The following is a 21,342-nucleotide window of genomic DNA, read 5'->3' on the forward strand; positions in this document are numbered from 1 at the left end:
GGGAAGTCCTCGATTCAGCTTCGGGTGGCGAGGGAGCGCAGGAAGAAGCCCACGTTGGCCGGACGCTCGGCCAGCCGGCGCATGAAGTAGCCGTACCAGTCGGCGCCGTAGGGGACGTAGGCCCGCAACGTGGTGCCGGCTGCGGCCAGCCGGCGCTGCTCGTCGGGGCGGATGCCGTAGAGCATCTGCACCTCCCAGCTGCCGGCGTCGCGGGAGTTCTGGGCGGCGAGCTCGTGCGCGCGGGTGACGATCGCCGGGTCGTGCGAGCCGACCATCGGGTAGCCGGGGCCGGCCATGAGCAGCTCGAGGCAGCGCAGGTAGGCGGCGTCGACGTCCTTCTTGCTCCGGTGGGCGACCGAGGCCGGCTCGTCGTAGGCCCCCTTGACCAGGCGGATGCGTGACCCGGTGACCGCGAGCGCCTTGGCGTCGTCCTCGGTGCGGTGCAGCATCGCCTGCAGCACGGCCCCGGTGCCGGGGTGCTCCTTGCGCAGCTCGGCGACCGCGGCGAGCGTCGAGTCGACCGTGCGGGAGTCCTCCATGTCGAGGGTGACCGTGGTGCCGATCGCGGCGGCGGCCTCGACCACGGGGCGGACCAGCTGCAGGGCGACGTCGTGCCCGCCGTCGGGCAGCGCCTGGCCGAAGGCCGACAGCTTGACCGACACCTCCGCGGCCGGGCCGAGCGCGAGCGGGGCGAGACCCTCCAGCAGCGCGAGGTAGGCGTCGCGGGTGCGCACCGCCTGCGCCCGGTCGGTGACGTCCTCGCCCAGGTGGTCGAGCGTGACGCCGATCCCCTGGGCAGAGAGCGCCCGCACGGCGCCGAACGCGTCGTCCAGGGTCTCGCCCGGCACGAACCGGTCGACCACCCGCCGGGTGGCCGGGGTGCGGGTGACGAGGGCACGGAGCCCGGGCCGGCGCGAGGCCGAGAGCAGGGCCTTCTGCAACACCACGGGAACTCCTCCGGACGCGGGCGCGGTCACCCCGAACGGTAGGCAGCCCCACCCCTCCGGGCCAGGGACGGATGTCCGGAGTTCCGCCGTCTGTTCTCATACACCTGTAAGAACGCCCGGACGTTTCGTGCACTAATCGCCCGGGCGTTTCGTGCACTATCCGCCCGGGCGTTTCGTGCACTAACTGTCGGAGGGGGTGACGGTGCGGGACGACCTGCAGGAACTGGTCGACGAGGTGTCCCGGGTGCTGGCCGCGCCCGCGACGCTGGAGGACGCCGCCTTCACGTTGCTGGCCTTCTGCGCCCACGACGACAGCGGCGCCGATCCGATGGACGCCGTCCGCACCCGGTCGATCCTCACCCGCGGTTCAGCCCCGGAGACCCGCCGCTGGTTCGAGGACTTCGGCATCGCCGGCGCGACGCGCCCGCTGCGCACCCCGGCCGATCCGGACGCCGGCATCCTCACCCGCCTGGTGCTGCCGGTCCGGCACGACGGGCGTACCCGCGGCTACCTGTGGCTGCTCGACGGCGGCCGGATCGACCCCGACGACGACGGCGACCCGGCCCTCGCCCGCGCCATGGACCTCGCCGCGTCCGCGGGCGTCCTGCTGGCCGGGCGGCCCGAGGACGACCAGCGGCGGACGCTGGCCGACGCGCTCACCGGCCGGCCCGCGGCCCGCGACCAGGCCGCCCGCCGGCTGGCCGACCGGCTCTCCGGGGACGGCGCGCAGGTGCTGGTGGCGCTCGCCCCCGGCGGCGGCGCGGCGGCGCCGGACTGGCGGCTCCCCGCCGCCGGGGCGGTCGCGACCGTGCTGGACGACGGTCAGGTCGCCGTGCTCGTGCCGCTGCCCTCCACCGACGACCTGCGCCCCGCCGGCGCGCTCACCGCGGCCTCGCTGGCCGCCCTCCCGCCGGGGAGCGCGGCCGGCGTCTCGGCCGTCCGCCGGGGCACCGCCGAGCTGGCCGCCCAGTGGCGGGAGGCCCGCGCCGCGGCGCGCGTGGCCGGGGTCGTCGACCGCTTCGCCCCCGTCGCGCACTGGGCCGAGCTGGGTGCCTGGCGGGCGGTCACGGAGCTGGACGGGCCCGACCCCGCGGTCCTGCCGCTGCTCACGGACCCGGTGCTGACCGCCACCGCCGAGACCTTCCTCGACCTCGCCGGTAGCGCGGCGCGGACGGCCGAGGCCCTGCGCGTGCACCGCCAGACGCTCTACTACCGGCTCGGCCGCATCACCGCGCTCACCGGCCTGGACCTCGCCGACGGCGACGACCGGCTGCTGCTGCACGTCGCGCTCCGGGCGGCGCGGCTCGGCCGACTCGACCACCCCTGACCCGAGGCGGTCACCTACGCTCGTGGCGATGGCTGCGGACGACATGACAGCGCACCAGGACGACCGCAGCGGCAGCGACGACGTCCTGCGGTTGCTGCGCACCGGGACGGCGGCCGAGCACGACGCCGTCGAGAAGGCGCTGGACCTGCTGGACCCGCAGCTCGACCGCGCGCGGCTGGCCTCGGCGCTGGCGGCCATGCACGCCTTCTGGGTGGCCGCCGAGCGCGGCCTGGACGCCTGGGCCGCCCGCTCCCCCGAGGCCGCCGACGCGCTCGACTGGACGCGGCGCCGGCGCGCCGACCTGTTCGCGCAGGACCTGCGGACGCTGGGTTCCGAGGCCGTCCCCGACCTCCCGGAGCTGCCGGACGTCGCGGGTACCGACGAGGCGCTGGGCCGGCTCTACGTGCTGGAGGGCTCGACCCTGGGCGGCACGTTCATCGACCGGCACCTGGCCACGCTGCCCGCGCTCGCCGGGGTCCGTCTCCGCGCCTTCTCCCCCTACGGCGCCGACACCGGGGCGATGTGGGCGGCCTTCCGCCGGGCCACGCGGGCCCACGTCGCCGCCGGCGGGGACGTCGACCGCATCGTGGCGGCCGCCCGCGACACCTTCGCCACCCTCGCCGACCGGTGCGCGCCGACCGCCCGGCCCCACGAGGTCCCGGCGTGACCGACGTCGACCGGGAGGTCGAGTTCCTGGCACCCGGCGCACCGGTCGACCTGTCCAACTGCGAGCGCGAGCCCATCCACATCCCCGGCAGCATCCAGCCGCGGGGTGTGCTGATCGTCGTGAGCGACCCCGACTGGGTCGTGCAGCAGGTGTCGGAGAACCTCGCGGACCTCACCGGGGTGGACTGGCAGACCGCGATCGGCCGCCCGCTCCCGGAGGTCCTGGGTGTCGCGGCGGCCGGCGCGGTGATCCGCTCGGCCAGCGCCTTCGGCGACCTCCGCGAGCGCAACCCCGTCGAGATCACGCTGGACGTCGGCGGTGAGCCGGTGCCGGTCGATGCGCTGCTGCACCGGGCCGTGGTCGAGCGTGGAACGGCCGAGGCGGGCGACGGCCCGGTGGCGACCCGGGAGCTGCCGATCTCCAGCCTGGTGGTGGAGCTGGAACCGGCCCGCGGTCCGCGGCCGTTCTCCTTCCCGAACACCTACCAGGCGGTCCGCGGCACGATCGCCGAGCTGAACCGCGCCTCGTCGCTGTCCCAGCTCTACGACATCACCGCCCGGGCGGTGCGGACGCTCACCGGCTTCGACCGGGTGATGGTGTACCGCTACGACGCCGACTACAACGGCGAGGTCGTGGCCGAGGCCAGGCGCGAGGACCTCAACTCCTTCCTCGGCCTGCACTACCCGGCCTCGGACATCCCCGCCCAGGCCCGCGCGCTGTACGAGAAGAACTGGATCCGGCTCATCTCCGACGTGGGCTACACGCCGGTGCCGATCCACCCGGTCGACCACCCGGTCACCGGTCGCCCCCTGGACCTCACGTACTCGACGCTGCGCAGCGTCTCGCCGATCCACGTCGAGTACCTGCACAACATGGGTGTGCGGGCCTCGATGTCGATCTCGCTGCTGCGCGACGACAAGCTGTGGGGCCTCATCGCCTGCCACCACTACGACGGCCCGCACGCCCCGCCCTACGCCACCCGGGCAGCCGCGGAGTTCCTCGGTTCGACGCTGTCGCTGCGGCTGACCGACCGGGCGGCGGAGGAGGAGGTCCAGCGCGCCCTGCGGGTCCGGTCCACCCTCGCCTGGCTGACCGCGGCCACCCTCGACGAGGACCGGACGCTGACCGAGACGGTGCTGGGCAGCCCCTCCCTGCTCGACGTGCTCGCCGCCGACGGCGTCGTCGTCAACCTGCAGGAGCAGCGCGGTGCAGCCGGCGCCGCGCTCCCGCAGTCGCTGGCCGACGCCGTCGCGGCCTGGGCCGCGTCCCGGGGGGACGACGTGGTCGCCACCGAGTCGCTCGGCGCCGACGCGCCGCACCTCACCGTCCCCACCGAGCTCGTCTGCGGCGCCCTCGTGCTGCCGCTGCCCGAGGGGCAGTACGTGCTCTGGTTCCGCGGTGAGGCCGTCCGGCACATCGACTGGGGCGGAGACCCGCACAACAAGGCCATCGCCGAGCGGGAGGGCGACGAGATCCGCCTCAGCCCGCGCAAGTCCTTCGACCGGTGGCGGGAGACCGTCCGGGGGCGCTCCGAGGCATGGACGCCCCAGGAGGTCGGTGAGGCCACCGAGCTGCGCACCCACCTGCTCGAGGCGCTGTACGCCCGCTCCCGCAGCATCGTGCGGGCCGCGGAGACGCTGCAGCGCAGCCTGCTGTCCGATCCTCCGGAGCCCGACCACCTCGACGTCGGCGTGCGCTACGTGCCGGCCACCCGCGAGGCGCAGGTCGGCGGCGACTGGTACGACGTCTTCCGCCAGCCGGACGGTTCCACGATGCTCGTCATCGGCGACGTCGTCGGCCACGACACCCAGGCGGCGGCGACGATGGCCCAGCTGCGCGGGCTGCTGCGGGGCATCGCCTACGACAACGGCAACGGGCCGGCCAGCGTGCTGTCCCGCCTCGACGCCGCCATCGAGGGGCTGGACCTGGGCGCGATGGCGACCGTGCTGGTCGGGCGACTGGAGCAGACCGCCGAGGAGCGGGCCCGTGGCGTGACCCGGCTGCGCTGGGCCAACGCCGGTCACCTGCCGCCGCTGGTGGTCGGCCCCGACGGCACGCAGCGGCTGCTGGACTCCGCGCGGCCGGGACTGCTGCTCGGCGTCGACCCCTCGGTCGCCCGCACCGAGCACGAGGTGGAGATCGAGCGCGGCTCCACCCTCCTGCTCTACACCGACGGGCTCGTCGAGCGGCGCGACCAGGTCTTCGACGACGGCGTGGAGCTGCTCGCCGAGGCCCTGGCCGAGCTCCGCAGCCGGCCCGTGGAGGAGATGTGCGACCAGCTCATCGGTCGGCTGCTCCCCGACGGCGGGGAGGACGACGTCGCGCTCGTGGCCGTCCGGCTGCGCCCGCAGGAGCGCTGAGCCTCAGGCGTCCCCGGGAGCGGTGAACCGGGGCGCGAGCCCGTCGTCCTGCGGTCCACCCCGGGCGGGCAGGGGGGCTTCGTCCTGGGCGGCGCGGACGAGCGCGGCGGTGTCCTCCACGGACGCCGTCCGGGAGCCGGCGTCCCGCTCGAGGGCGGCCAGCAGCCGTTCCTCGTCCGGTGCGAGGTCACCCGGCCCGAGGTGCCCGCCGGGTGATCCGGCGTCGGACCCCGAGGCCATCGCCGTGTCCGGGGTGGGGTCGTCGGCGGCGTTGACGCGAGCGTTCCTCACGGGGTCAGCGGGGGAAGTTCGGCTCGAGCCGGGGCACGATCTGCATCTCGGGGACGAACGCCGCCGGCTGCAGGGTCAGGAGCGTCCGGATGGCGTCGGCCACTGCCGACGGCGGCATCATCAGGTGCCCCGGGATGCCCCACTGCTCCATCATCGGGGTGTCCATGGCCGCGGGGATGACGCTCTGCACCCGGCAGGGGAACGGCCGCTCGCTGCCGTCCTCGAGACGCACCGCCTTCTCCCGCAGCTCGCGCTGGATGCACCTGGTGGCGTTGAGGAAGCCGGCCTTGGAACCGTTGTAGGCGATCGCACCGCTGCCCGAGGTGATCGCGGAGAGCGAGACGACGTGCACGACGTCGGCCGTCCGCCCCTCGGGCAGGTGCTGCACCCGCTTCATGAACTCGCTGGTGAGGAAGACCGGGCCCTCGCAGTTGACCGCCATGACCTTCTGGTAGTCGGCGAGGTCGATGTCGGTGATGTAGCCGGGCCGGTCGATGCCAGCGACGTTGACCAGCACGTCGAAGGCGTCGCCGTGCCGGTCGAACAGCTGCTCGACCACCGTGCGCCGGGCGGCGTCGTCGGTCACGTCGAGGGCGACGACCTCGCCGGAGCCCCCGGCCGAGGTCACCTGCCCGAGGGTCTCCTCGCTGCCCGCCGCGTCGATGTCGGCGACGACCACGTGCGCGCCGGCCTCGGCCAGCGACAGCGCGGTGGCCCGGCCCAGTCCGCTGGCCCCACCCGTGACGAGTGCGACCCGGCCCTTCAGCGGCGTGTCCATCCGGCGAGCTCCTCCGTGTCCGTGCGCGTGCGGTTCCCCGACAGCCTCTCCGACGTCGGAGGTCCGCGCAGGTCGGGGCGGGCGGGTCGCTAGCCGGTGGCCACCCGTCCTGAGGCCGCCGCCCCGCGCACCCGCTGGCCCGGTGTGGCCCAGACGTCGGCGAGGGTGACGGTGCGCAGGCCGCGCTCGGCGATCAGCTCCAGGAGGGCTCCGTACACCGTCGTCACCGCGGGGTGGTTGGCGTGACCGACGACGATGGTCTGCGGGTTGAACCACCGCCGTGCCGCCGCGACCACCTCCTCGGGCGTCAGCACCCGGAAGTCCTCCAGGGTCCCGTCCCAGAGCGCGATGGTCGGGTGGCCCAGATCGGCGGCGATCCGGTCGGTGCGCTCGTCGTGCGCGCCGAAGGGCGGGCGGAGGAAGGGGGTGTCGCGCACGCCGAACGTGGTGCGCAGGAACTCCTGGTTGCGCCGGATCTCCTCGGCCACCTCCTGGTCACCGAGGGTGGTGAGGTCGGGGTGGGACCAGGTGTGGTTGCCCAGCGCCACCTGCCCGGACTCGACGAGCGGGCGCAGCAGCGGCGCGTTGTCCTGCCACGAGGCGTACCGGCCGTTGGGGAAGAACGTCATCCGCACGCCGCTGTCCTGCGCGAACCGGGCGAAGGCAGCCACCACCTCGGTGCTGGTGCCGTCGTCGATGGTGAGGGCCAACGAGGCGCCCTCGCCCGGGATCGTGTCGACCACGCCGACCGGGGGTGGGAGGGGGACGACGCCGGGGACGCCACGCGGGGCGATCGCCTGCAGCGGCGCGGGGGGCGCTGGTGGCGGGGCCGCGGCGGGCGGGGTGACGGCGTCCCCCAGACCCGCGCCACCGCGGGCCACTGCCGTGCCTGCCAGACCGGCGGCCAGCGCCAGCAGGAACCGTCGTCGGTCCATGTGCCGGAAGCTAGCCAGCCGGTCGCGGGGACCCGGGGAAGGGACGGGCCGACGCGCCGGACCGGTTCGTACCGCGAGCAGGCGACCGCGGACCGTGACCGTCAGCGGTGGTGCAGACCCGCTTCCTCGATCAGCCGCGCCTGCTCCCGGCACCAGGGCGACCAGGCGTCGCCCTCGGTCTCCTGCCGACGCCGGAAGGCCGGCCAGTCCAGCAGCTCCCACTCCCCGACCTCGGAGGGCTCCGGAGCGGGCGAGCCGGTGAAGCGGCCGACGTACACCGGGCAGATCTCGTTCTCGACGACACCCCGGAACTCCGCGCGGTAGCGGTAGCCGGGCAGCGCCGGACGGATGTCGGTCACCTGGAGGCCCAGCTCGAAGCCCGCCCGGCGCGCGATCGCGGCCCCGTCGTCCTCGTCCGGGCCGGGGTGGCCGCACACCGTGTTGGTCCACATGCCGGGGAAGGTCGCCTTGTCCTCGGCGCGGCGGGTGACCAGCAGGCGCCCCTCGTCGTCGAACAGGTAGGCGGAGAAGGCGCGGTGCAGCGGCGTCTCCCCGTGGTGCACCTCCGGCTTGGGCATCGTGCCGATGGCGGTGCCGGCGTCGTCCACGAGCACGATCAGCTCGACGGGGGAGGCAGTCACCCGCCCATCGTCCCCGATCGACGGCGCGTGTGCCGATGCGGTCCCCGTGCGCCGGGCGGCGGTCGGGGGCACAGTTCCCGGGTGGACAGCTTCCGCCGAGACGGCCTGACCTTCGACGTGCGCGACGCCGGACCGACCGACGGCGAGCCCGTCGTCCTCCTGCACGGCTTCCCGCAGGACTCGACCGCCTGGGACCGGGTCGCGCCGGCACTGCACCAGCACGGCCTGCGCACGCTGGCGCCCGACCAGCGCGGCTACTCCCCCATGGCCCGCCCCCGCGGCCGGCAGCACTACCGGCTCCGGGAGACGACGGCCGACGTGCTGGCCCTCCTCGACGCGGCCGGGCTGGAGTCCGCGCACGTCGTGGGCCACGACTGGGGCGGCATCGTGGCCTGGGCGCTGGGTGCCTGGCACCCCGACCGGGTGCGCACCCTCACCGCCATCTCGGTGCCGCACCCGGGCGCGATGGCGCGGGCCATGGTGACCAGCGACCAGGCGCTGCGCTCGTACTACATGGGGCTCTTCCAGCTGCCCCTCGTGCCCGAGCGGCTGCTCCTGGCCGGGAACGGCGCGGCGCTGCGCCGGATGCTGGAGCACGGCGGGCTGCCGGAGGACGCCGTCGACCGCTACGTGCGGAAGATGCAGGAGCCGGGCGCGCTGTCGTCCGCCCTCGGCTGGTACCGGGCACTCCCGTGGAGCGGCCGCGACCCGGTCGGGAAGGTGACCGTGCCGACGCTGCACCTGTGGAGCACCGGGGACGCGTTCCTCGGCCGGAAGGCCACCGAGGACACCGAGCGCTTCGTCGACGCCTTCTACCGGCTGGAGGTGCTCGACGGCGTGACCCACTGGATCCCGGAGCTGGCCGCCGAGCGCACCGCCGAGCTGGTCACCGCCCACGTGCGCGCCTGATCGGGCCGGATTGGGAGACTGCCGCGCATGACGTCGCCGCTGACCCGCGCCGAGCGCCTCGACCGGCTGCCCTACACCCGCGAGCACGGCCGGCTGGTCGTCGGCTCCGGCGTGGGCTGGGCGCTGGACGCGATGGACGTGGGGCTGATCTCCTTCGTGATGGCCGCGCTGGCCGGGCAGTGGGGGCTCTCCCCCACCGAGCTGTCGTGGATCGGCTCGATCGGGTTCGCCGGCATGGCCCTGGGCGCGACGCTCGGCGGGCTGCTCGCCGACCGGTTCGGCCGCCGCCAGGTCTTCGCCGTCACCCTGCTGATCTTCGGGCTGGCCACGGGCGCGGCCGCGCTGTCGTGGTCGGTCGCCGCGCTGCTGGTGTTCCGCTTCCTCATCGGGCTGGGGCTGGGCGCCGAGCTGCCGGTGGCCTCCACGCTGGTGAGCGAGTTCGCCCCGTCGCGCATCCGCGGGCGGATGGTGGTGCTGCTCGAGGCGTTCTGGGCGGTGGGCTGGACGCTCTCGGCGGTCATCGGCTACGTCGTCGTGCCGGGCAGCGACGACGGGTGGCGCTGGGCGCTGGCGCTGGGCGCGGCGCCGGCCCTGTACGCCGTCGTGGTCCGCCGGGGGCTGCCGGAGTCGGTGCGGTTCCTGGAGACGCGGGGCCGGACGGAGGAGGCGGAGGCCGCGGTGCGCCGCTTCGAGTCGGCGGCCGGGGTGGCGCCGGTGGACTCCCCGCCGGCCCGGCCGGTCCCCTCCCCGGGGCCGCGGGCGCTGTGGGCCGGCGGCGTGCGCGGCCGCACGGTGGCGCTCTGGCTGGTCTGGTTCAGCATCAACTTCGCCTACTACGGCGCGTTCATCTGGCTGCCGACGCTGCTGTTCAACGACGGCTTCTCCCTGGTCAAGTCCTTCGGGTACACGCTGGTCATCACCCTCGCCCAGCTGCCGGGCTACGCCGCGGCCGCTCTCCTCATCGAGCGGTGGGGACGGCGCCCCACCCTGATCACCTTCCTGCTGGGCTCCGCCCTCGGTGCCGGGCTGTTCGCGGCCGCCGCCGGCGACGGCGCGGTGCTGGTCACCGGCATGGTGCTGTCGTTCTTCAACCTCGGCGCCTGGGGCGCGCTCTACGCGGTGACACCGGAGGTGTACCCGACCGCGCTGCGCGCGACGGGCGCCGGCGCCGCCGCCGGGTTCGGCCGGCTGGCGTCGATCGCCGCGCCGCTGTGCGTCCCGCCGCTGCTCGACGCCGGGGGCACCGGACTGGTCTTCGGCACCTTCGCCGCCTTCTTCGTGCTCGGCTCGCTGGCCGCGGTCGGGCTGCCCGAGCTCCGCGGCCGGGCGCTGGACTCCGTGACGGCCGACGCTCCGGTTGGTGCGGGGAGCGCCGGGTAGCGGCAGGGCATGCCGAACTTCTCCCCAGGGCACCTCGCCGGCACGACGGTCGCCGTCACCGGCGCCAGCGGCAACGTCGGCACCGCCCTGCTGCGGCGGCTGACCGCCGGTCCGGGCGGGCCGGCCGAGGTCCGCGGCCTGGCCCGCCGCCGGCCGCCGTCGATCGCCCCCTACGAGGGCGTCCGCTGGCACCTGGCCGATCTCGGCGAGGCGGCGAGCGAGCGGGAGCTGGCGGAGTTCGTGGCCGGCGCCGACGTCGTCGTGCACCTGGCGTGGGCGCTCCAGCCGGGGCGGAACCCCGACCTCCTCCACGAGATCAACGTCGAGGGAACCCGCCGGGTGGCCCGCGCGGCCGCGGCGGCGGGGGTGGAGCACTTCGTGCTCATGAGCTCGATCGGTGCCTACGCCGCCGGCGCCCGCGGGAACCGGGTGACCGAGGACTGGCCCACCACCGGCATCCCGAGCTCGCAGTACAGCCGCGACAAGTCCGCGGCCGAGCGGGTGGTCCGGCAGGTGTTCGACCGCCACCGGGACACCACCGTGACCGTCGTCCGCCCGACCCTCGTGCTGCAGCCGCAGGCCAGCAGTGCGATCGGGCGCTACTTCCTGGGGCCGCTGCTGTTCGGTGCGGCGCGGATGCTGCCCGGCGCGGTTGCCAGGATGCTGCCCCTCCCCCTGCCGTCGCTGGCGATCTCCTTCGTGCACGCCGACGACGTCGCCGACGCGATCGAGCGGATGGTCGACCGGCGCGCTCCCGGACCGTTCAACCTGGCGGCCGAGCCGCTGATGGACGCCGATGCACTGGCGAAGGCCCTCGGCACGGTCCGGGTGCCCACCCCGGCGTTCGCCCTGCGCGCCGGTCTGGCCGCCGCGCACGCCGCCCACGTGGTGCCGACCGAGCCGGGGTGGCTGGACCTCGGCACCCAGGTACCGGCGCTGGACACCAGCCGGGCTCGCAAGCTCCTGGACTGGGCGCCCTTCCACCGCGGCGACGACGTGCTGCGGCAGTTCGTCCGTGCGCTCGGGAACGGCGTGGGCGCACCCGGCGCGCTGCTGCGACCCGCCGGCGGCCCGGCGCTCGATCCCGCCGGCGACCCGGCCAACGCCCCGGGCCCCCGCGCCAACTAGCGGCTCAGTCGGTGGACTTCGCCGTCCAGGCGGCCACGGCGCGGCCGGTCTTCGCGAAGACCTCACCGGCCCGTTCTGCCCGCAGGGCGACGAGGGTCGCCTCGCCCTCGGCGAGGGTGGTGTCCGGGTCGTCCTCGGCGACCAGGCGGGCGGTCGCGGTGGCCCGCCGGCCCTCGACCGAGACCAGCTGCCCGGTGACCACCAGCGGGACGCCCAGCTGCACCGGCCGGCGGAAGGTGACGGTCAGGACGGCGGTCAGCCCACCGTGCCCGGCGCCTCGCGCCGACCGGGCGAGCACGTGGTCGAGCAGGGTGGCCACGACCCCGCCGTGGACCAGTCCGGGCGGCCCCTCGAGCTTCTTGCCGACCGTGACGTGGCCGACGCACCGGCCCTCGGTCGGGAAGTCCTCCACGACCATGGGCGGGGCGACCGGGCTGCCGGGCCCGTAGACGGGGCTGTACCAGCGCTGGCCGCTCTCCGGGTCGTCGACGGAGGCGATCTCGTGCACCTCGCGCAGCTCGGTCGACAGCAGCGCGGTCAGCTCCCGGGCGGCTGCCGTGGCCTCCGCCAGCCGGTCCAGCGGCACCTCGGTGCGGACAGCGGCGTCGACCAGTTCGCGCAGCGCCTCCCCGAGCTCCCCGACGGCGTCCCGGCGGACCGCACGCTCCTCGGCGCTCAGCTCACGCACGGGGCATGCCCGCCTCGCGCAGCAGCGCGCCGCCGATGATCACGCGCTGCACCTCGCTGGTGCCCTCGTAGAGCCGGTAGAGCCGGGCGTCGCGGTAGAAGCGCTCGACCGGCGTCGTCCGCAGGTAGCCCATGCCGCCGTGCACCTGCACCGCCTTGTCGACCGCACGGCCCACCATCTCGGTGCAGAACAGCTTGGCCGACGAGGGCCCGACCGAGGTGTCCTCGCCGGTGTCGTAGCGGGCGGCGACGTCGCGCACCATGCTGCGCCCGGCGACCAGTTCGGCGTGCATGTCGGCGAGCATCGCCTGCACGAGCTGGAAGCGGCCGATCGGCGCCCCGCCCTGCTTGGCGGTGGCGGCGTAGGCGACCGACTCGTCGAGCACCCGCTGGGCCATGCCGACGCAGAGGGCGGCGATGTGCAGCCGCCCGCGGGAGAGCACGGTGAGCGCCTTGGAGTACCCGCGGCCCTCCTCGCCGATGAGCGCCTCGGCGGGCACCCGCACGTCGTCGAAGTACACCTCGGCGGTCCAGGCCCCGGACTGGCCCATCTTCTTGTCCTTGGGCCCGACCGTGACCCCCGGCGTCGAGGTCTCGACGACGAAGCTGGAGATGCCGCGGCCGCCCTTCTCCCGCGGGTTGGTCCGGGCGAAGACGACGAACAGGTCGGCCAGGGGCGCGTTGGTGATGTAGCGCTTGCTGCCGTTGACCACCCAGGAGTCGCCGTCGCGGCGGGCGGAGGTGCGCAGCGCGGAGGGGTCCGAGCCGGCCTCGGCCTCGGTGAGGGCGAAGGAGCCGATCAGGTCACCTGCCGAGAGGCCGGGCAGGTACTTCTGCTTCTGCGCCTCGTTGCCGAAGCGGGCGATGACCTGGCCGGAGATGCCGTTGTTGGTGCCGAACAGCGAGCGGAAGGCGGGCGTCGTGTAGCCGAACTCCATCGCGAGCTCGACGTCCTCGGCCATGGTGACGCCCAGCCCGCCGTACTCCTCGGGCAGTGCGTAGCCGAACAGGCCCATCTCGGCGATCTGCGCGCGCAGCTCGTCGGGGATGCGGTCCTCGTCCTCGATCTGCTCCTCGAGGGGCACGACCGACTCGCGGACCAGCTGGCGAACGGCGTCCTTGATCTGGCGGAAGTCCTCGGCGTCCACGCGCACATCGTGGCGTACGCCACCGGACGACCGCGGCCGGGTCCCCGTCAGGAGACCCGGCCGCTCGGCTCCGGGGCCGACCTGGCCGTCGTGGCCCTGGTGGGGGTCAGGCCAGGGCGTCCAGGCGGGCCATGTCCTCGTCGGACAGGGTCAGCGTCGCCGCCCCGAGGTTCTCGGTCAGGTGGTCGACCGACTTGGTGCCCGGGATCGGCAGGATCACCGGCGACTTCTGCAGCAGCCAGGCCAGGGCCACCTGCGACGGCGTGGCGTCGAGCTCGCGCGCGATGTCGGCGACCGGGCTGTCGGGCGAGGCCAGGTCACCGGTGGCGATGGGGAACCACGGGATGAAGGCGATGCCCTCGGCGGTGGCGTAGTCCAGGACGTCCTGGCTCTGCCGGTTGGTCAGGTTGTAGAGGTTCTGCACGCTGACGATCTCGGTGATCTCGCGGGCGGCCTTCAGCTCGTCGACCGAGACCTCGGAGACGCCGATGTGCCGGACCTTGCCCTGCTCCTTGAGCTCGGCGAAGGCGCCGAGCTGGTCGGCCAGCGGGACCTCGGCGTCGATCCGGTGCAGCTGGATCAGGTCGATGCGGTCGACCTCGAGATGGCGCAGCGACAGCTCCACCTGCTGCTTGAGGTAGGCCGGGCGGCCGACCGGCGTCCAGATGCCCGGGCCCTGGCGGGTGAGGCCGGCCTTGGTCGCGATGACCAGGTTCTCCGGGTACGGGTGCAGCGCCTCGGCGATGATCTGCTCGCTGACCTCCGGACCGTAGGAGTCGGCGGTGTCGATGAAGTCGACGCCCTGCTCGATCGCGGCCTTCACCACGCGGACGGCGGCGGCGCGGTCGGCCGGCTCACCCCAGACGCCGGGGCCGGGCAGCTGCATGGCGCCGTAGCCGAGCCGGTGGACGGGGAGGTCCCCGCCGATGCTGAACGTGTCGCTGATCTGTGCGGTGGTCATGCCGATGGCCAGCGCACGATCCCGCGCGGGTGTTCCCGCCGGCGTGTTCCATGTGGGCATGGGCGAACTGGTGGTGCTGCGGCACGGGCAGACCGAGTGGAGCCGGACCGGCCAGCACACCGGGACGACGGATCTCCCGCTGCTCCCCGAGGGCGAGGACCAGGCCCGAACGCTCCGCGCGGCGATGGCGGAGCGCCGGTTCGTCGAGGTGCGGGTCAGCCCGCTGCAGCGGGCTCAGCGGACGGCGGAGCTCGCCGGACTGACCGCCACCGACGTCGATCCCGACCTGGTGGAGCTGGACTACGGCGGTTACGAGGGACGGACGACGGCGGAGATCAGCGACGAGCTGGGCCGGGCGTGGTCGATCTGGCAGGACGGGACGGCCGACGCCGACGAGCCGGGCGAGTCGCTGGCCGACGTCGGGGCCCGGGTCGATCGCGTGCTGGCCCGGGCCCGCGACCGACTGGACGACGGCGACGTCGCGCTGGTGGCCCACGGGCACGTGCTGCGCGTGCTGACCGCCCGCTGGCTCGGTCTGGCGCCGGAGGCGGGCGCGCTGTTCGCGTTGCCCGCCGGCCGGTACGGCGTGCTCGGCCACGAGCACGGCCGCCCCGTCCTCACCGGCTGGGCCCTGGGCTGACCCGCCGTCGACGGGCCGGGGTCAGCGGACGCGTTCCACCGGCTGCCAGCGGCCCTCCGGCTCCTCGACCGGCGGCTCGGGCCGGACCGGGCGGCCGAACAGCCAGCCCTGCCCCAGATCGGCGCCGAGCGCGGTGACCTCCTCGGCCAGCTGCTCGGTCTCGACGCCCTCGGCGACCACGACCGCGCCGAGCTGGTGGGCCAGCTCGACCAGCGTCCGCAGCACCGTGCGGGCCCCGTCGTCGGGCAGCTCCTGCACCAGCCCCTTGTCCAGCTTGACCACCTCGGGCCGGACCGCGGCCAGCAACGACAGGCTCGACCACCCGGCGGCCACGTGGTCGAGGGCCACCCGCCAGCCGAGCGAGCGGTAGTGCTCGAGCACCGAGACGAGGTGCCCGCGGTCGACGATGGCGTGCGACTCGACGATCTCGACGACCACCTGGGAGGCGGCGATCTCGGCGTCGTGCGCGGCGCGCTCGGTGCTGGCCAGGCAGACCTGGGGCCGGTAGATCGAGTTGGGGTGGATGTTGATGTAGAGGTCGTCGCTCCCGAGCCAGTCCGCCGCGCCCGCGATGGCCGACTCGCGGCCGATGCGGTCGAGGCGGTGCAGCCAGCCCGCCTGCTCGGCGACGAAGAAGAGGTCGCCGCCGCCCACCTCCCGGCCGTCGACGACGCCGCGGAGCAGCGCCTCGTGGGCCACGACCGAGCGGTCGGCCAGCGAGACGATCGGCTGGTAGGTCGACCAGAGCTCCGCCTCGGCCAGCACCCCCACCTCGACGGTGACGCCACGGCGGGCGAGCTCGACGGCGAGCGAGGGCGCGGTCAGCAGCCGGGAGGCCAGCGCCGGCCCGGCCGTCGGCGGATCCATGACCACCCGCACGGCCTCGGTCTCGGCGCCGGTCAGCTCGCGGGCCAACCGCTGCCACAGCGCCTCGAGGCGCTGCCCTCCGCGGTCGTCGGCGATGTCGACCAGCTGGGGCGAGGAGGTCACGGTCAGACCGAGTGCCTTCGCCGTCCGCGAGACGTGCGGCAGCACGTGGCCGATGGAGGTCGCCAGCAGGGCACGGCTCGCGCGCCCGGGCACCTCCCAGTTCTGGCGGCACCCACAGACACCGCCGCAGATGGTTCCCACGGCACGAGGGTGACTCACCGATCCGGGTGCACGTTCGAGGCGCGCGGCCGGTATCGGAACCACTTCCGGGGGTACTCACGGGGGATCTGCAGCAACTCCACAACTTGAGTGTCTAAGGTTTGGCCATGGCCGCTCTCCCCACGACCGAAGAAGCCCGACCCAGTCGCGGCGGCCGACCGCGCGACCCGAGCCGGGACGGCGTCATCCGCGCCGCGATCCTGCAGCTCCTCGCCGACGTGGGCTATGGCGCGCTGACCATGGACGCGGTCGCCGCCGAGGCCGGCGTCGGCAAGGCGACGATCTACCGCCGCTGGCGCACGAAGCAGGACCTCGTCGTCGACACGATCTCCGACCTGAACCGCGCCGAGGCCTCCAGCCCCGACACCGGTTCTCTCGAGGGCGACCTGCGCGAGCTCCTGCACAACCTCGTCGGGGTCGTGAACGGGCCGACCGGTGCCGCCACCCTCTCCCTGCTCTCCACCGTGCCGCGGCACCCGGCCCTGGCCGAGGCGTTCCACAACGGCCCGCTGGCGGTCTGGCAGCAGTCGTTCGTCACGGTGTTCGAGAACGCCGAGGCTCGCGGGGAGGTCCCGGCGTCCTTCCGCTCCTCGGTGGCCGCCGAGGCCATCAGCGCCCTGCTGGTGCAGCGCTGGCTCCTGACCGGCCGCACGGTCGACGAGGCCTACGCCGACGAGGTCCTCGACGCCGTCGTCATGCCGCTGATCCGGGCTGCTGCCTGACACTGCTGACCAGACGACGAAGGCCGGTCCACCCCGCGGGGTGGACCGGCCTTCGTCGTGTCAGGGGCGGGTCAGCGCTTGCGGTGCCGGATCTTCTGGACGACGACGAACGTGACGAGCAGGCCGACGGCGCCGACCGTGGCCTGACCGGCCGGGGTCTGCAGGAACCGCTGCACGGCGTCCTTGCCCTGGGCCTTGAGGCGGGTCGGGCTGGTCCGGTAGACGATCTGGTCCAGCGTGGCGGCCAGCGACTCGCGGGCCGAGTCGATCTCCAGCTGAATCTGTCGTGGGTCGCGAGGCACGGCGACAGCCTGCCAGACGGCGCGCTGGTCAGCGCGCCGACCGTCGCCGGGTGCACCCGGGCGGGCTACTCCTAGACTCGGCGACCGCGCGGGAGTGGTGTAACGGCAGCCACGCCAGACTTAGGATCTGGTGCCTTCGGGCGTAGGGGTTCGACTCCCCTCTCCCGCACAACAGTGAATCCCCTGGCCAACGCCCGAGCTGAGCAGCAACGGGCTCTGCGCCCGCCACTGCACTCCGAGGCTCTACCCAACGGTGTACCCAACGGGAGCTGTGGACAGGCGATCCGGCCAGCTCATCCACTCCCCAGCGCTCCCTTGCCCGATCTGTAGGTCCCCGTCTACCGTGCTGGGGCCGCTGTCAGTACGTAGCCGCATGACCCGCTGTGACCCGGTTGTTCCCCGGGGCTCCGAAAATGGGCGGGAACACGAAGACCGGCCCACCCCGTGCGCGGGAGGCCAGTCGGGCGAACGTACGACCGTTGGGTCCTGAGCGCTCCGATGAGGAGCGGGATGCCGGGCGGAACCCTTGAGGGTTCCTGTCCGGCCTTTGTCGTTTCGGGAGCCCTCCAGATCACTGGAGGCCAACGTGCCCAGCACTCCGAAGCTCAGCCCTACAGATGAACTGTGGGACGACGAACGCACCGCCGCGTTCCTCGGCGTCTCTCGCGTGACCGTTCGCCGGCTCCGGCGGAAGAAGCTGCTGCCGACGGTCAAGGTCGGGGCAGCCGCCCGCACCCCGCGTAGCGCCGTGCTCGCCTACGTGGCCGCCCAGATCGGCTGAGCCGCACCCATCACCCCACGCCACCCTTCGGTCTGCGCTGGCGTGGGGTGACGAACGGACAGGACCGCTACGCCTGTCCGCTTGCTCTTTGAGAACTCCACAGTGACACCCCTGAATGCCGGTTCGACAGGCGCCTCGATCTGTCCCGGCAGAAGTTCTGCATGACTCCTGTTTTCGGCGTCCAGCATTGGTGGTGCAGCCAATGGGCAGCCCGTGACACCGAGAGCGAGGACGCATGTTGAGAACCCGTGGTCGACGGCACATGTACCCGAATGCCGATCGACTGGTCGTCTATCTCCCGGAGGGGGATCGGCGGCACCTCGACTTGCTGTGCACGGTCATGAATGTCAGCAGGTCGGAGGTATTCCGAATGTTGCTGGCAAGTCTCCGCACCACCAACCAGGGAGAGAAGGAATGACATACACGCCACGACTGCAAGCGTTCGGGGGCGCGGTCAGCAAGCTCCAGCGAGAGCTGACCAAGGCCGAGGACGACTTGCTGGAACTGCGCGACCGCGAGAAGCGCCTCGGCGCCATGGAGACCGAGAGCGACCAGGAGCTCGCCGCGCAGTACGGGATGGGAGAGATCTGACGTGGGCGATCTAGAGGGGGCAGGCGTCTTCTTCGCCAGCCCGGCAGAGGCCGAGGCGGACCTGAACAGCCGGACCTTCCGGAACAGCCTTGAGGAGAAGCTGTACCGGGACGGCCGCAAGAGGGTCATCGACGAGCAGGAGTCGCTAATCCGCGACGGCGCTGTGCAGCTCATGGAGGCCGCGCAGGAGGACGCCGACGGCTACCGCCAGGAGGCGGAGGAACTGCTCGCCGAGGCGCAGGCGATCCGCAAGCGGATGAAGCGGCGAGAAATCCCCGCCAAGGAAGCGCGCGACCGGATCGCGGATCTGAACAAGAAGGCGGGGCGCCTCGTCATTCTCGCGGAGACGCTGCCCGGCGACTACGCCAAGGCGCTGCACGACCGCGATCACCCGCGCGACGTCCTGGAGTTCCTGTATCGGAAGTACCCGCTGGGCCCGATCCGGTTCGACTTCTGATTCCAGTCGAAAGGGCCGGGGTTTCGGAACCCGTGAACCTGAACCCCGGCCCTTTCGGACACGCATCCCCAACCAGAGGAGGCCCCGCGCATGAGGGCAACAGCCACGCTACAGAAGCCACCTGATCCACAGTCATCCGCCTTCCGCCTCGCATTGCGAGCCATTCGTTCATATCGCGAATCTCATGCGGTCACCCTCACGGCGGACGGAAACTGCCACGCCCGCGACCTCGTCGAGCTATGGGCTGAACTGACAGGCGAGCCCATGCCCATTCCGATCCTGCGACACGAACTGTGCATCTACCTGTGCGGCGACCCATCCGACCGAGAAGACCAACGGGCCGCCGATGAAGCGCTCGCGGTGGCGCTGCTCAACGAGGACGTTCGGCTCGTAAGACGGCCTAAGCGGGACCGCGCGTGAGCACCTTTCGGAATCGTGGCGCAGGGGCTACTGCCGAGAAGGGGTCTGCGCTGGCGCGGGTGCAGGCGGCCCTGCGGAAGGCGGGCGCCGAGCAGCGCAGCGAGTCCGACTGGTCGTGCCCTCTCAAGGACAACCACACCAACGATGACCAGAGCGCGTCCCTGACCGTTCGCTACGGAGACAAGGAACCGAGCAAGGTCATCCTCGCCTGCGCGAAGTGCGGCGGCGCCGACGAGTTCTTGCCGGTCCTGGGGCTGGAACCGCGTGACCTGGTCGACCGGCCCAAGGACGAGGTCCGCCGGTACGTGTACTGCGACGAGGCTGGGGTGCCGCTCTTTCGAGTCGTGAAGCTACCCGGCACGAACGGCAAGAGCCGGACCTATCAGGAACGCGCCGACGGGCACGGCGGCTGGTTCGGCGGCGCCGGTGCCATGCAAGGCGTTCGCCGTCCGCTGTATCGCCTCGATGAAGTGCTGGAGGCCGTGGGCGAAGGCCGAACCATCCACATCACCGAAGGCGAGTCCGACGCGGACGCGCTCAACGGCTGGTTCATCAAGCACCGCGTCAACGCCTGGGCGACCTGTCATCCGGGCGGGGCGGGCAAGTGGCGACCGGAGCACACGGCAACCCTGGCGGGCGCCGCGCGTGTGGTGGTCTGGGCCGACCGCGACGCGCCGGGGTACGCCTGCGCCCACCAGCGGCTCGCGGCGGTGCTGGCGGCCGGTCTGCGGGCTGAGGCGCGGGTGCCCATCGAGGGCAAGGACGTGCGCGACCACCTGGCCGCCGGGCACGCACCCCACGAAGGCAAGCGCGTCAAGAAGAAGGCGCTCGCCCAGCTCGCCGGGGCCGGTGCAGAACCGGCGGGCGCGGCAGAGGACGAGCAGGACGACGGAGCCCTCCTACGCGAGATCGACCGGCTGCGGACGCATCGCGATGCCCTGCGCATCCTGCGGGCTGAGGAAGCGGCGGTGGGGTTCGAGCCCCTGCCGCGCCAGACGCTCAAGGAGGCGCTCGCCAACCGGCCGGAGGAGCCGGCCGAACTGATCGAACGGCTGCATCGGCGCGGCTACAACACGACGATCACCGCTCAGTACAAGACCGGGAAGACGACCCTCGGCGGCAACCTGCTGCGGTCGTTGGCGGACGGCACCCCGTTTCTCGGACGCTTCTCGGTGCAGCCGCCCGTGGGTCGGATCGGGCTGCTCAACTACGAGCTGACCGACAGCGACATGCTCGGGTGGCTGGACGACCAAGGCATCGAGAGCGCCGACCGCATCGCGATCCTCAACCTGCGCGGCAAGCCGTTCTCCCTGGCCCACGAGCAAGGTCGGGAGGAACTGGTCGCCTGGTGTCAGGAGATGGCCGTCGAGGTGCTTTTCCTGGACCCTCACCGCCGAGCGTTCGCCGGGTTCGGAGAAGAGAACAGCAACGACCACGTGAACCTGTTCGCCGCTGCGCTCGACGAGGTCAAGGCCCGCGCCGGGGTTCCCGACCTGTTCCTGTTCGTGCACACCGGGCGAGACAACGGCACCCCTGGCGCCGAGCGGGCTCGCGGTGCCACTGCTCTCGATGACTGGGCCGATCAGCGGTGGGTTCTGACCAAGGGCCAGAACGGTGTGCGGTTCTTCCACTCCACCAGCGGGCGAATGCCGGACGTGGAGGAGTTCGCTCTCAACTACGACCCGGCCACTCGCCATCTGACGGCGGGAACCGGCAACCGGAGCAACCAGAAGCACGAGCAGTTCCGGAAGGGCGTTCTCGCTGCACTGGACGCGGCGGGCTCGGACGGAGCGAACACCGCGAAGCTCGAAGCAGTTCTGGACTCGCGGAAGGGCGAACTCGCCAAGGTCCTAGGCGACATGCACGGCCGAGGCGAGGTCGCCATGGAGCTGGGACCGCGGAATGAGAAGCGGTATTGGCTGCCCGAGCACGCACCGGAGAACCAGCGATGAGAAGCACGGTTCGGGGCGGCTGCACCACCCCCTCAACCCCCACGCAGCCCCTCGCCGAGGGGGTTGAGGCACACACGCCACCCACCCCCTCGCGCCCCTTTAGGGCGAGGGGGTGGTGGTGGTGCCTGGCCGCGCGGTGGTGGCCGGGCCGCCCGTTGGCAGACCGAGG

The 21,342-nt window shown here is 73.2% G+C and carries 22 protein-coding genes and 1 tRNA gene; 13 read left to right on the forward strand and 10 right to left on the reverse strand.

Annotated features, from left to right (window positions below; translation table 11 throughout):
- Positions 1 to 14: 14 nt before the first annotated feature.
- On the reverse strand, positions 15 to 947 hold the full coding sequence (locus DQ237_RS11285) for a proline dehydrogenase family protein (RefSeq protein ID WP_205730174.1): 933 nt from the start codon (positions 945 to 947) through the stop codon (positions 15 to 17).
- Between the two features lie 196 nt (positions 948 to 1,143).
- On the opposite strand from DQ237_RS11285, the gene DQ237_RS11290 reads away from it, so the two are divergent.
- Genes DQ237_RS11290 through DQ237_RS11300 form a run of 3 tightly spaced genes read left to right on the forward strand, consistent with a single transcriptional unit; the run spans position 1,144 to position 5,301 of the window.
- Positions 1,144 to 2,274, forward strand: coding sequence for a CdaR family transcriptional regulator (locus DQ237_RS11290; protein WP_304557887.1), 1,131 nt, complete (start codon positions 1,144 to 1,146; stop codon positions 2,272 to 2,274).
- A 28-nt stretch (positions 2,275 to 2,302) separates the two neighbouring features.
- Positions 2,303 to 2,941, forward strand: a complete 639-nt coding sequence (locus DQ237_RS11295; protein WP_113800521.1) for a biliverdin-producing heme oxygenase — start codon at positions 2,303 to 2,305, stop codon at positions 2,939 to 2,941.
- Positions 2,938 to 5,301: a SpoIIE family protein phosphatase gene (locus DQ237_RS11300; protein ID WP_113800522.1), complete on the forward strand. Its 2,364-nt coding sequence runs from the start codon at positions 2,938 to 2,940 to the stop codon at positions 5,299 to 5,301. The genes DQ237_RS11295 and DQ237_RS11300 overlap by 4 nt, the downstream gene beginning before the upstream one ends.
- A 3-nt stretch (positions 5,302 to 5,304) precedes the next feature.
- Here DQ237_RS11300 and DQ237_RS11305 read toward each other — a convergent pair whose 3' ends face one another.
- The 4 genes from DQ237_RS11305 to idi all read right to left on the reverse strand — a co-directional run bounded on the left by DQ237_RS11305 (position 5,305) and on the right by idi (position 7,946).
- Positions 5,305 to 5,592: a hypothetical protein gene (locus tag DQ237_RS11305; RefSeq protein WP_240619582.1), complete on the reverse strand. Its 288-nt coding sequence runs from the start codon at positions 5,590 to 5,592 to the stop codon at positions 5,305 to 5,307.
- 4 nt (positions 5,593 to 5,596) lie between these two features.
- Complete coding sequence (locus DQ237_RS11310; RefSeq protein WP_113800243.1) at positions 5,597 to 6,370, reverse strand: SDR family NAD(P)-dependent oxidoreductase; 774 nt, start codon at positions 6,368 to 6,370, stop codon at positions 5,597 to 5,599.
- An 89-nt stretch (positions 6,371 to 6,459) separates the two neighbouring features.
- Positions 6,460 to 7,305, reverse strand: coding sequence for a polysaccharide deacetylase family protein (locus DQ237_RS11315; protein WP_113800245.1), 846 nt, complete (start codon positions 7,303 to 7,305; stop codon positions 6,460 to 6,462).
- Between the two features lie 101 nt (positions 7,306 to 7,406).
- Entirely contained in the window at positions 7,407 to 7,946 is a 540-nt protein-coding gene (gene idi / locus DQ237_RS11320; RefSeq protein WP_113800247.1) for an isopentenyl-diphosphate Delta-isomerase, read from the reverse strand.
- A gap of 81 nt (positions 7,947 to 8,027) precedes the next feature.
- On the opposite strand from idi, the gene DQ237_RS11325 reads away from it, so the two are divergent.
- The 3 genes from DQ237_RS11325 to DQ237_RS11335 are packed head-to-tail and all read left to right on the forward strand — an operon-like array spanning position 8,028 to position 11,363.
- Positions 8,028 to 8,855 (forward strand): alpha/beta fold hydrolase, encoded by an 828-nt coding sequence (locus tag DQ237_RS11325; protein WP_113800249.1) that lies wholly within the window; start codon positions 8,028 to 8,030, stop codon positions 8,853 to 8,855.
- A 27-nt stretch (positions 8,856 to 8,882) separates the two neighbouring features.
- Positions 8,883 to 10,235, forward strand: coding sequence for an MFS transporter (locus DQ237_RS11330; protein ID WP_113800250.1), 1,353 nt, complete (start codon positions 8,883 to 8,885; stop codon positions 10,233 to 10,235).
- 9 nt (positions 10,236 to 10,244) lie between these two features.
- A complete protein-coding gene (locus DQ237_RS11335; protein WP_113800251.1) occupies positions 10,245 to 11,363 on the forward strand; it encodes an NAD-dependent epimerase/dehydratase family protein in 1,119 nt (372 codons plus the stop codon).
- Between the two features lie 4 nt (positions 11,364 to 11,367).
- Here DQ237_RS11335 and DQ237_RS11340 read toward each other — a convergent pair whose 3' ends face one another.
- The 3 genes from DQ237_RS11340 to DQ237_RS11350 all read right to left on the reverse strand — a co-directional run bounded on the left by DQ237_RS11340 (position 11,368) and on the right by DQ237_RS11350 (position 14,159).
- Positions 11,368 to 12,051, reverse strand: a complete 684-nt coding sequence (locus tag DQ237_RS11340) for a PaaI family thioesterase (RefSeq protein WP_113800252.1) — start codon at positions 12,049 to 12,051, stop codon at positions 11,368 to 11,370.
- Positions 12,044 to 13,198 carry an acyl-CoA dehydrogenase family protein gene (locus DQ237_RS11345; protein WP_113800253.1) on the reverse strand — a complete coding sequence of 385 codons (1,155 nt, stop codon included), beginning with the start codon at positions 13,196 to 13,198 and terminating at the stop codon, positions 12,044 to 12,046. Before DQ237_RS11345 ends, DQ237_RS11340 begins: the two co-directional genes overlap by 8 nt.
- Positions 13,199 to 13,304: 106 nt before the next feature.
- On the reverse strand, positions 13,305 to 14,159 hold the full coding sequence (locus DQ237_RS11350) for an aldo/keto reductase (protein ID WP_113800254.1): 855 nt from the start codon (positions 14,157 to 14,159) through the stop codon (positions 13,305 to 13,307).
- Between the two features lie 58 nt (positions 14,160 to 14,217).
- Here DQ237_RS11350 and DQ237_RS11355 point away from each other — a divergent pair, with 58 nt between their 5' ends.
- Positions 14,218 to 14,799, forward strand: coding sequence for a histidine phosphatase family protein (locus DQ237_RS11355; RefSeq protein WP_113800524.1), 582 nt, complete (start codon positions 14,218 to 14,220; stop codon positions 14,797 to 14,799).
- A 21-nt stretch (positions 14,800 to 14,820) separates the two neighbouring features.
- On the opposite strand, the gene DQ237_RS11360 is transcribed toward DQ237_RS11355, so the two are convergent.
- Positions 14,821 to 15,930, reverse strand: coding sequence for an EAL domain-containing protein (locus DQ237_RS11360; RefSeq protein WP_113800255.1), 1,110 nt, complete (start codon positions 15,928 to 15,930; stop codon positions 14,821 to 14,823).
- 125 nt (positions 15,931 to 16,055) lie between these two features.
- On the opposite strand from DQ237_RS11360, the gene DQ237_RS11365 reads away from it, so the two are divergent.
- Positions 16,056 to 16,670, forward strand: a complete 615-nt coding sequence (locus DQ237_RS11365) for a TetR/AcrR family transcriptional regulator (RefSeq protein ID WP_113800256.1) — start codon at positions 16,056 to 16,058, stop codon at positions 16,668 to 16,670.
- Positions 16,671 to 16,741: 71 nt separating this feature from the next.
- Here DQ237_RS11365 and DQ237_RS11370 read toward each other — a convergent pair whose 3' ends face one another.
- Positions 16,742 to 16,972: a DUF3618 domain-containing protein gene (locus DQ237_RS11370; protein ID WP_113800257.1), complete on the reverse strand. Its 231-nt coding sequence runs from the start codon at positions 16,970 to 16,972 to the stop codon at positions 16,742 to 16,744.
- 88 nt (positions 16,973 to 17,060) lie between these two features.
- On the opposite strand from DQ237_RS11370, the gene DQ237_RS11375 reads away from it, so the two are divergent.
- From DQ237_RS11375 to DQ237_RS11390, 5 genes are all read left to right on the forward strand, one after another.
- Positions 17,061 to 17,141: transfer RNA gene (locus DQ237_RS11375), tRNA-Leu, on the forward strand.
- A 417-nt stretch (positions 17,142 to 17,558) separates the two neighbouring features.
- Positions 17,559 to 17,753 carry a helix-turn-helix domain-containing protein gene (locus DQ237_RS11380; RefSeq protein WP_166509587.1) on the forward strand — a complete coding sequence of 65 codons (195 nt, stop codon included), beginning with the start codon at positions 17,559 to 17,561 and terminating at the stop codon, positions 17,751 to 17,753.
- Between the two features lie 414 nt (positions 17,754 to 18,167).
- On the forward strand, positions 18,168 to 18,344 hold the full coding sequence (locus DQ237_RS19740) for a hypothetical protein (RefSeq protein ID WP_166509588.1): 177 nt from the start codon (positions 18,168 to 18,170) through the stop codon (positions 18,342 to 18,344).
- Between the two features lies 1 nt (position 18,345).
- Positions 18,346 to 18,801, forward strand: a complete 456-nt coding sequence (locus DQ237_RS11385; RefSeq protein WP_113800259.1) for a hypothetical protein — start codon at positions 18,346 to 18,348, stop codon at positions 18,799 to 18,801.
- Between the two features lie 479 nt (positions 18,802 to 19,280).
- Entirely contained in the window at positions 19,281 to 21,173 is a 1,893-nt protein-coding gene (locus tag DQ237_RS11390) for an AAA family ATPase (RefSeq protein ID WP_113800260.1), read from the forward strand.
- The last annotated feature ends 169 nt before the right edge of the window (positions 21,174 to 21,342 follow it).

It is taken from the genome of Blastococcus sp. TF02-8 (genome assembly GCF_003319175.1).
In the GTDB taxonomy this organism is placed as follows: Bacteria; Actinomycetota; Actinomycetes; order Mycobacteriales; family Geodermatophilaceae; genus Blastococcus.

Coding starts and splice junctions, on each gene's coding strand:
- DQ237_RS11295 (WP_113800521.1), top strand. CDS start 2,303: ATGGCTGCGGACGACATGACAGCGCACCAGGACGACCGCAGCGGCAGC.
- DQ237_RS11310 (WP_113800243.1), bottom strand. CDS start 6,370: ATGGACACGCCGCTGAAGGGCCGGGTCGCACTCGTCACGGGTGGGGCC.
- DQ237_RS11315 (WP_113800245.1), bottom strand. CDS start 7,305: ATGGACCGACGACGGTTCCTGCTGGCGCTGGCCGCCGGTCTGGCAGGC.
- DQ237_RS11330 (WP_113800250.1), top strand. CDS start 8,883: ATGACGTCGCCGCTGACCCGCGCCGAGCGCCTCGACCGGCTGCCCTAC.
- DQ237_RS11335 (WP_113800251.1), top strand. CDS start 10,245: ATGCCGAACTTCTCCCCAGGGCACCTCGCCGGCACGACGGTCGCCGTC.
- DQ237_RS11350 (WP_113800254.1), bottom strand. CDS start 14,159: ATGACCACCGCACAGATCAGCGACACGTTCAGCATCGGCGGGGACCTC.
- DQ237_RS11355 (WP_113800524.1), top strand. CDS start 14,218: ATGGGCGAACTGGTGGTGCTGCGGCACGGGCAGACCGAGTGGAGCCGG.
- DQ237_RS11365 (WP_113800256.1), top strand. CDS start 16,056: ATGGCCGCTCTCCCCACGACCGAAGAAGCCCGACCCAGTCGCGGCGGC.
- DQ237_RS19740 (WP_166509588.1), top strand. CDS start 18,168: ATGACATACACGCCACGACTGCAAGCGTTCGGGGGCGCGGTCAGCAAG.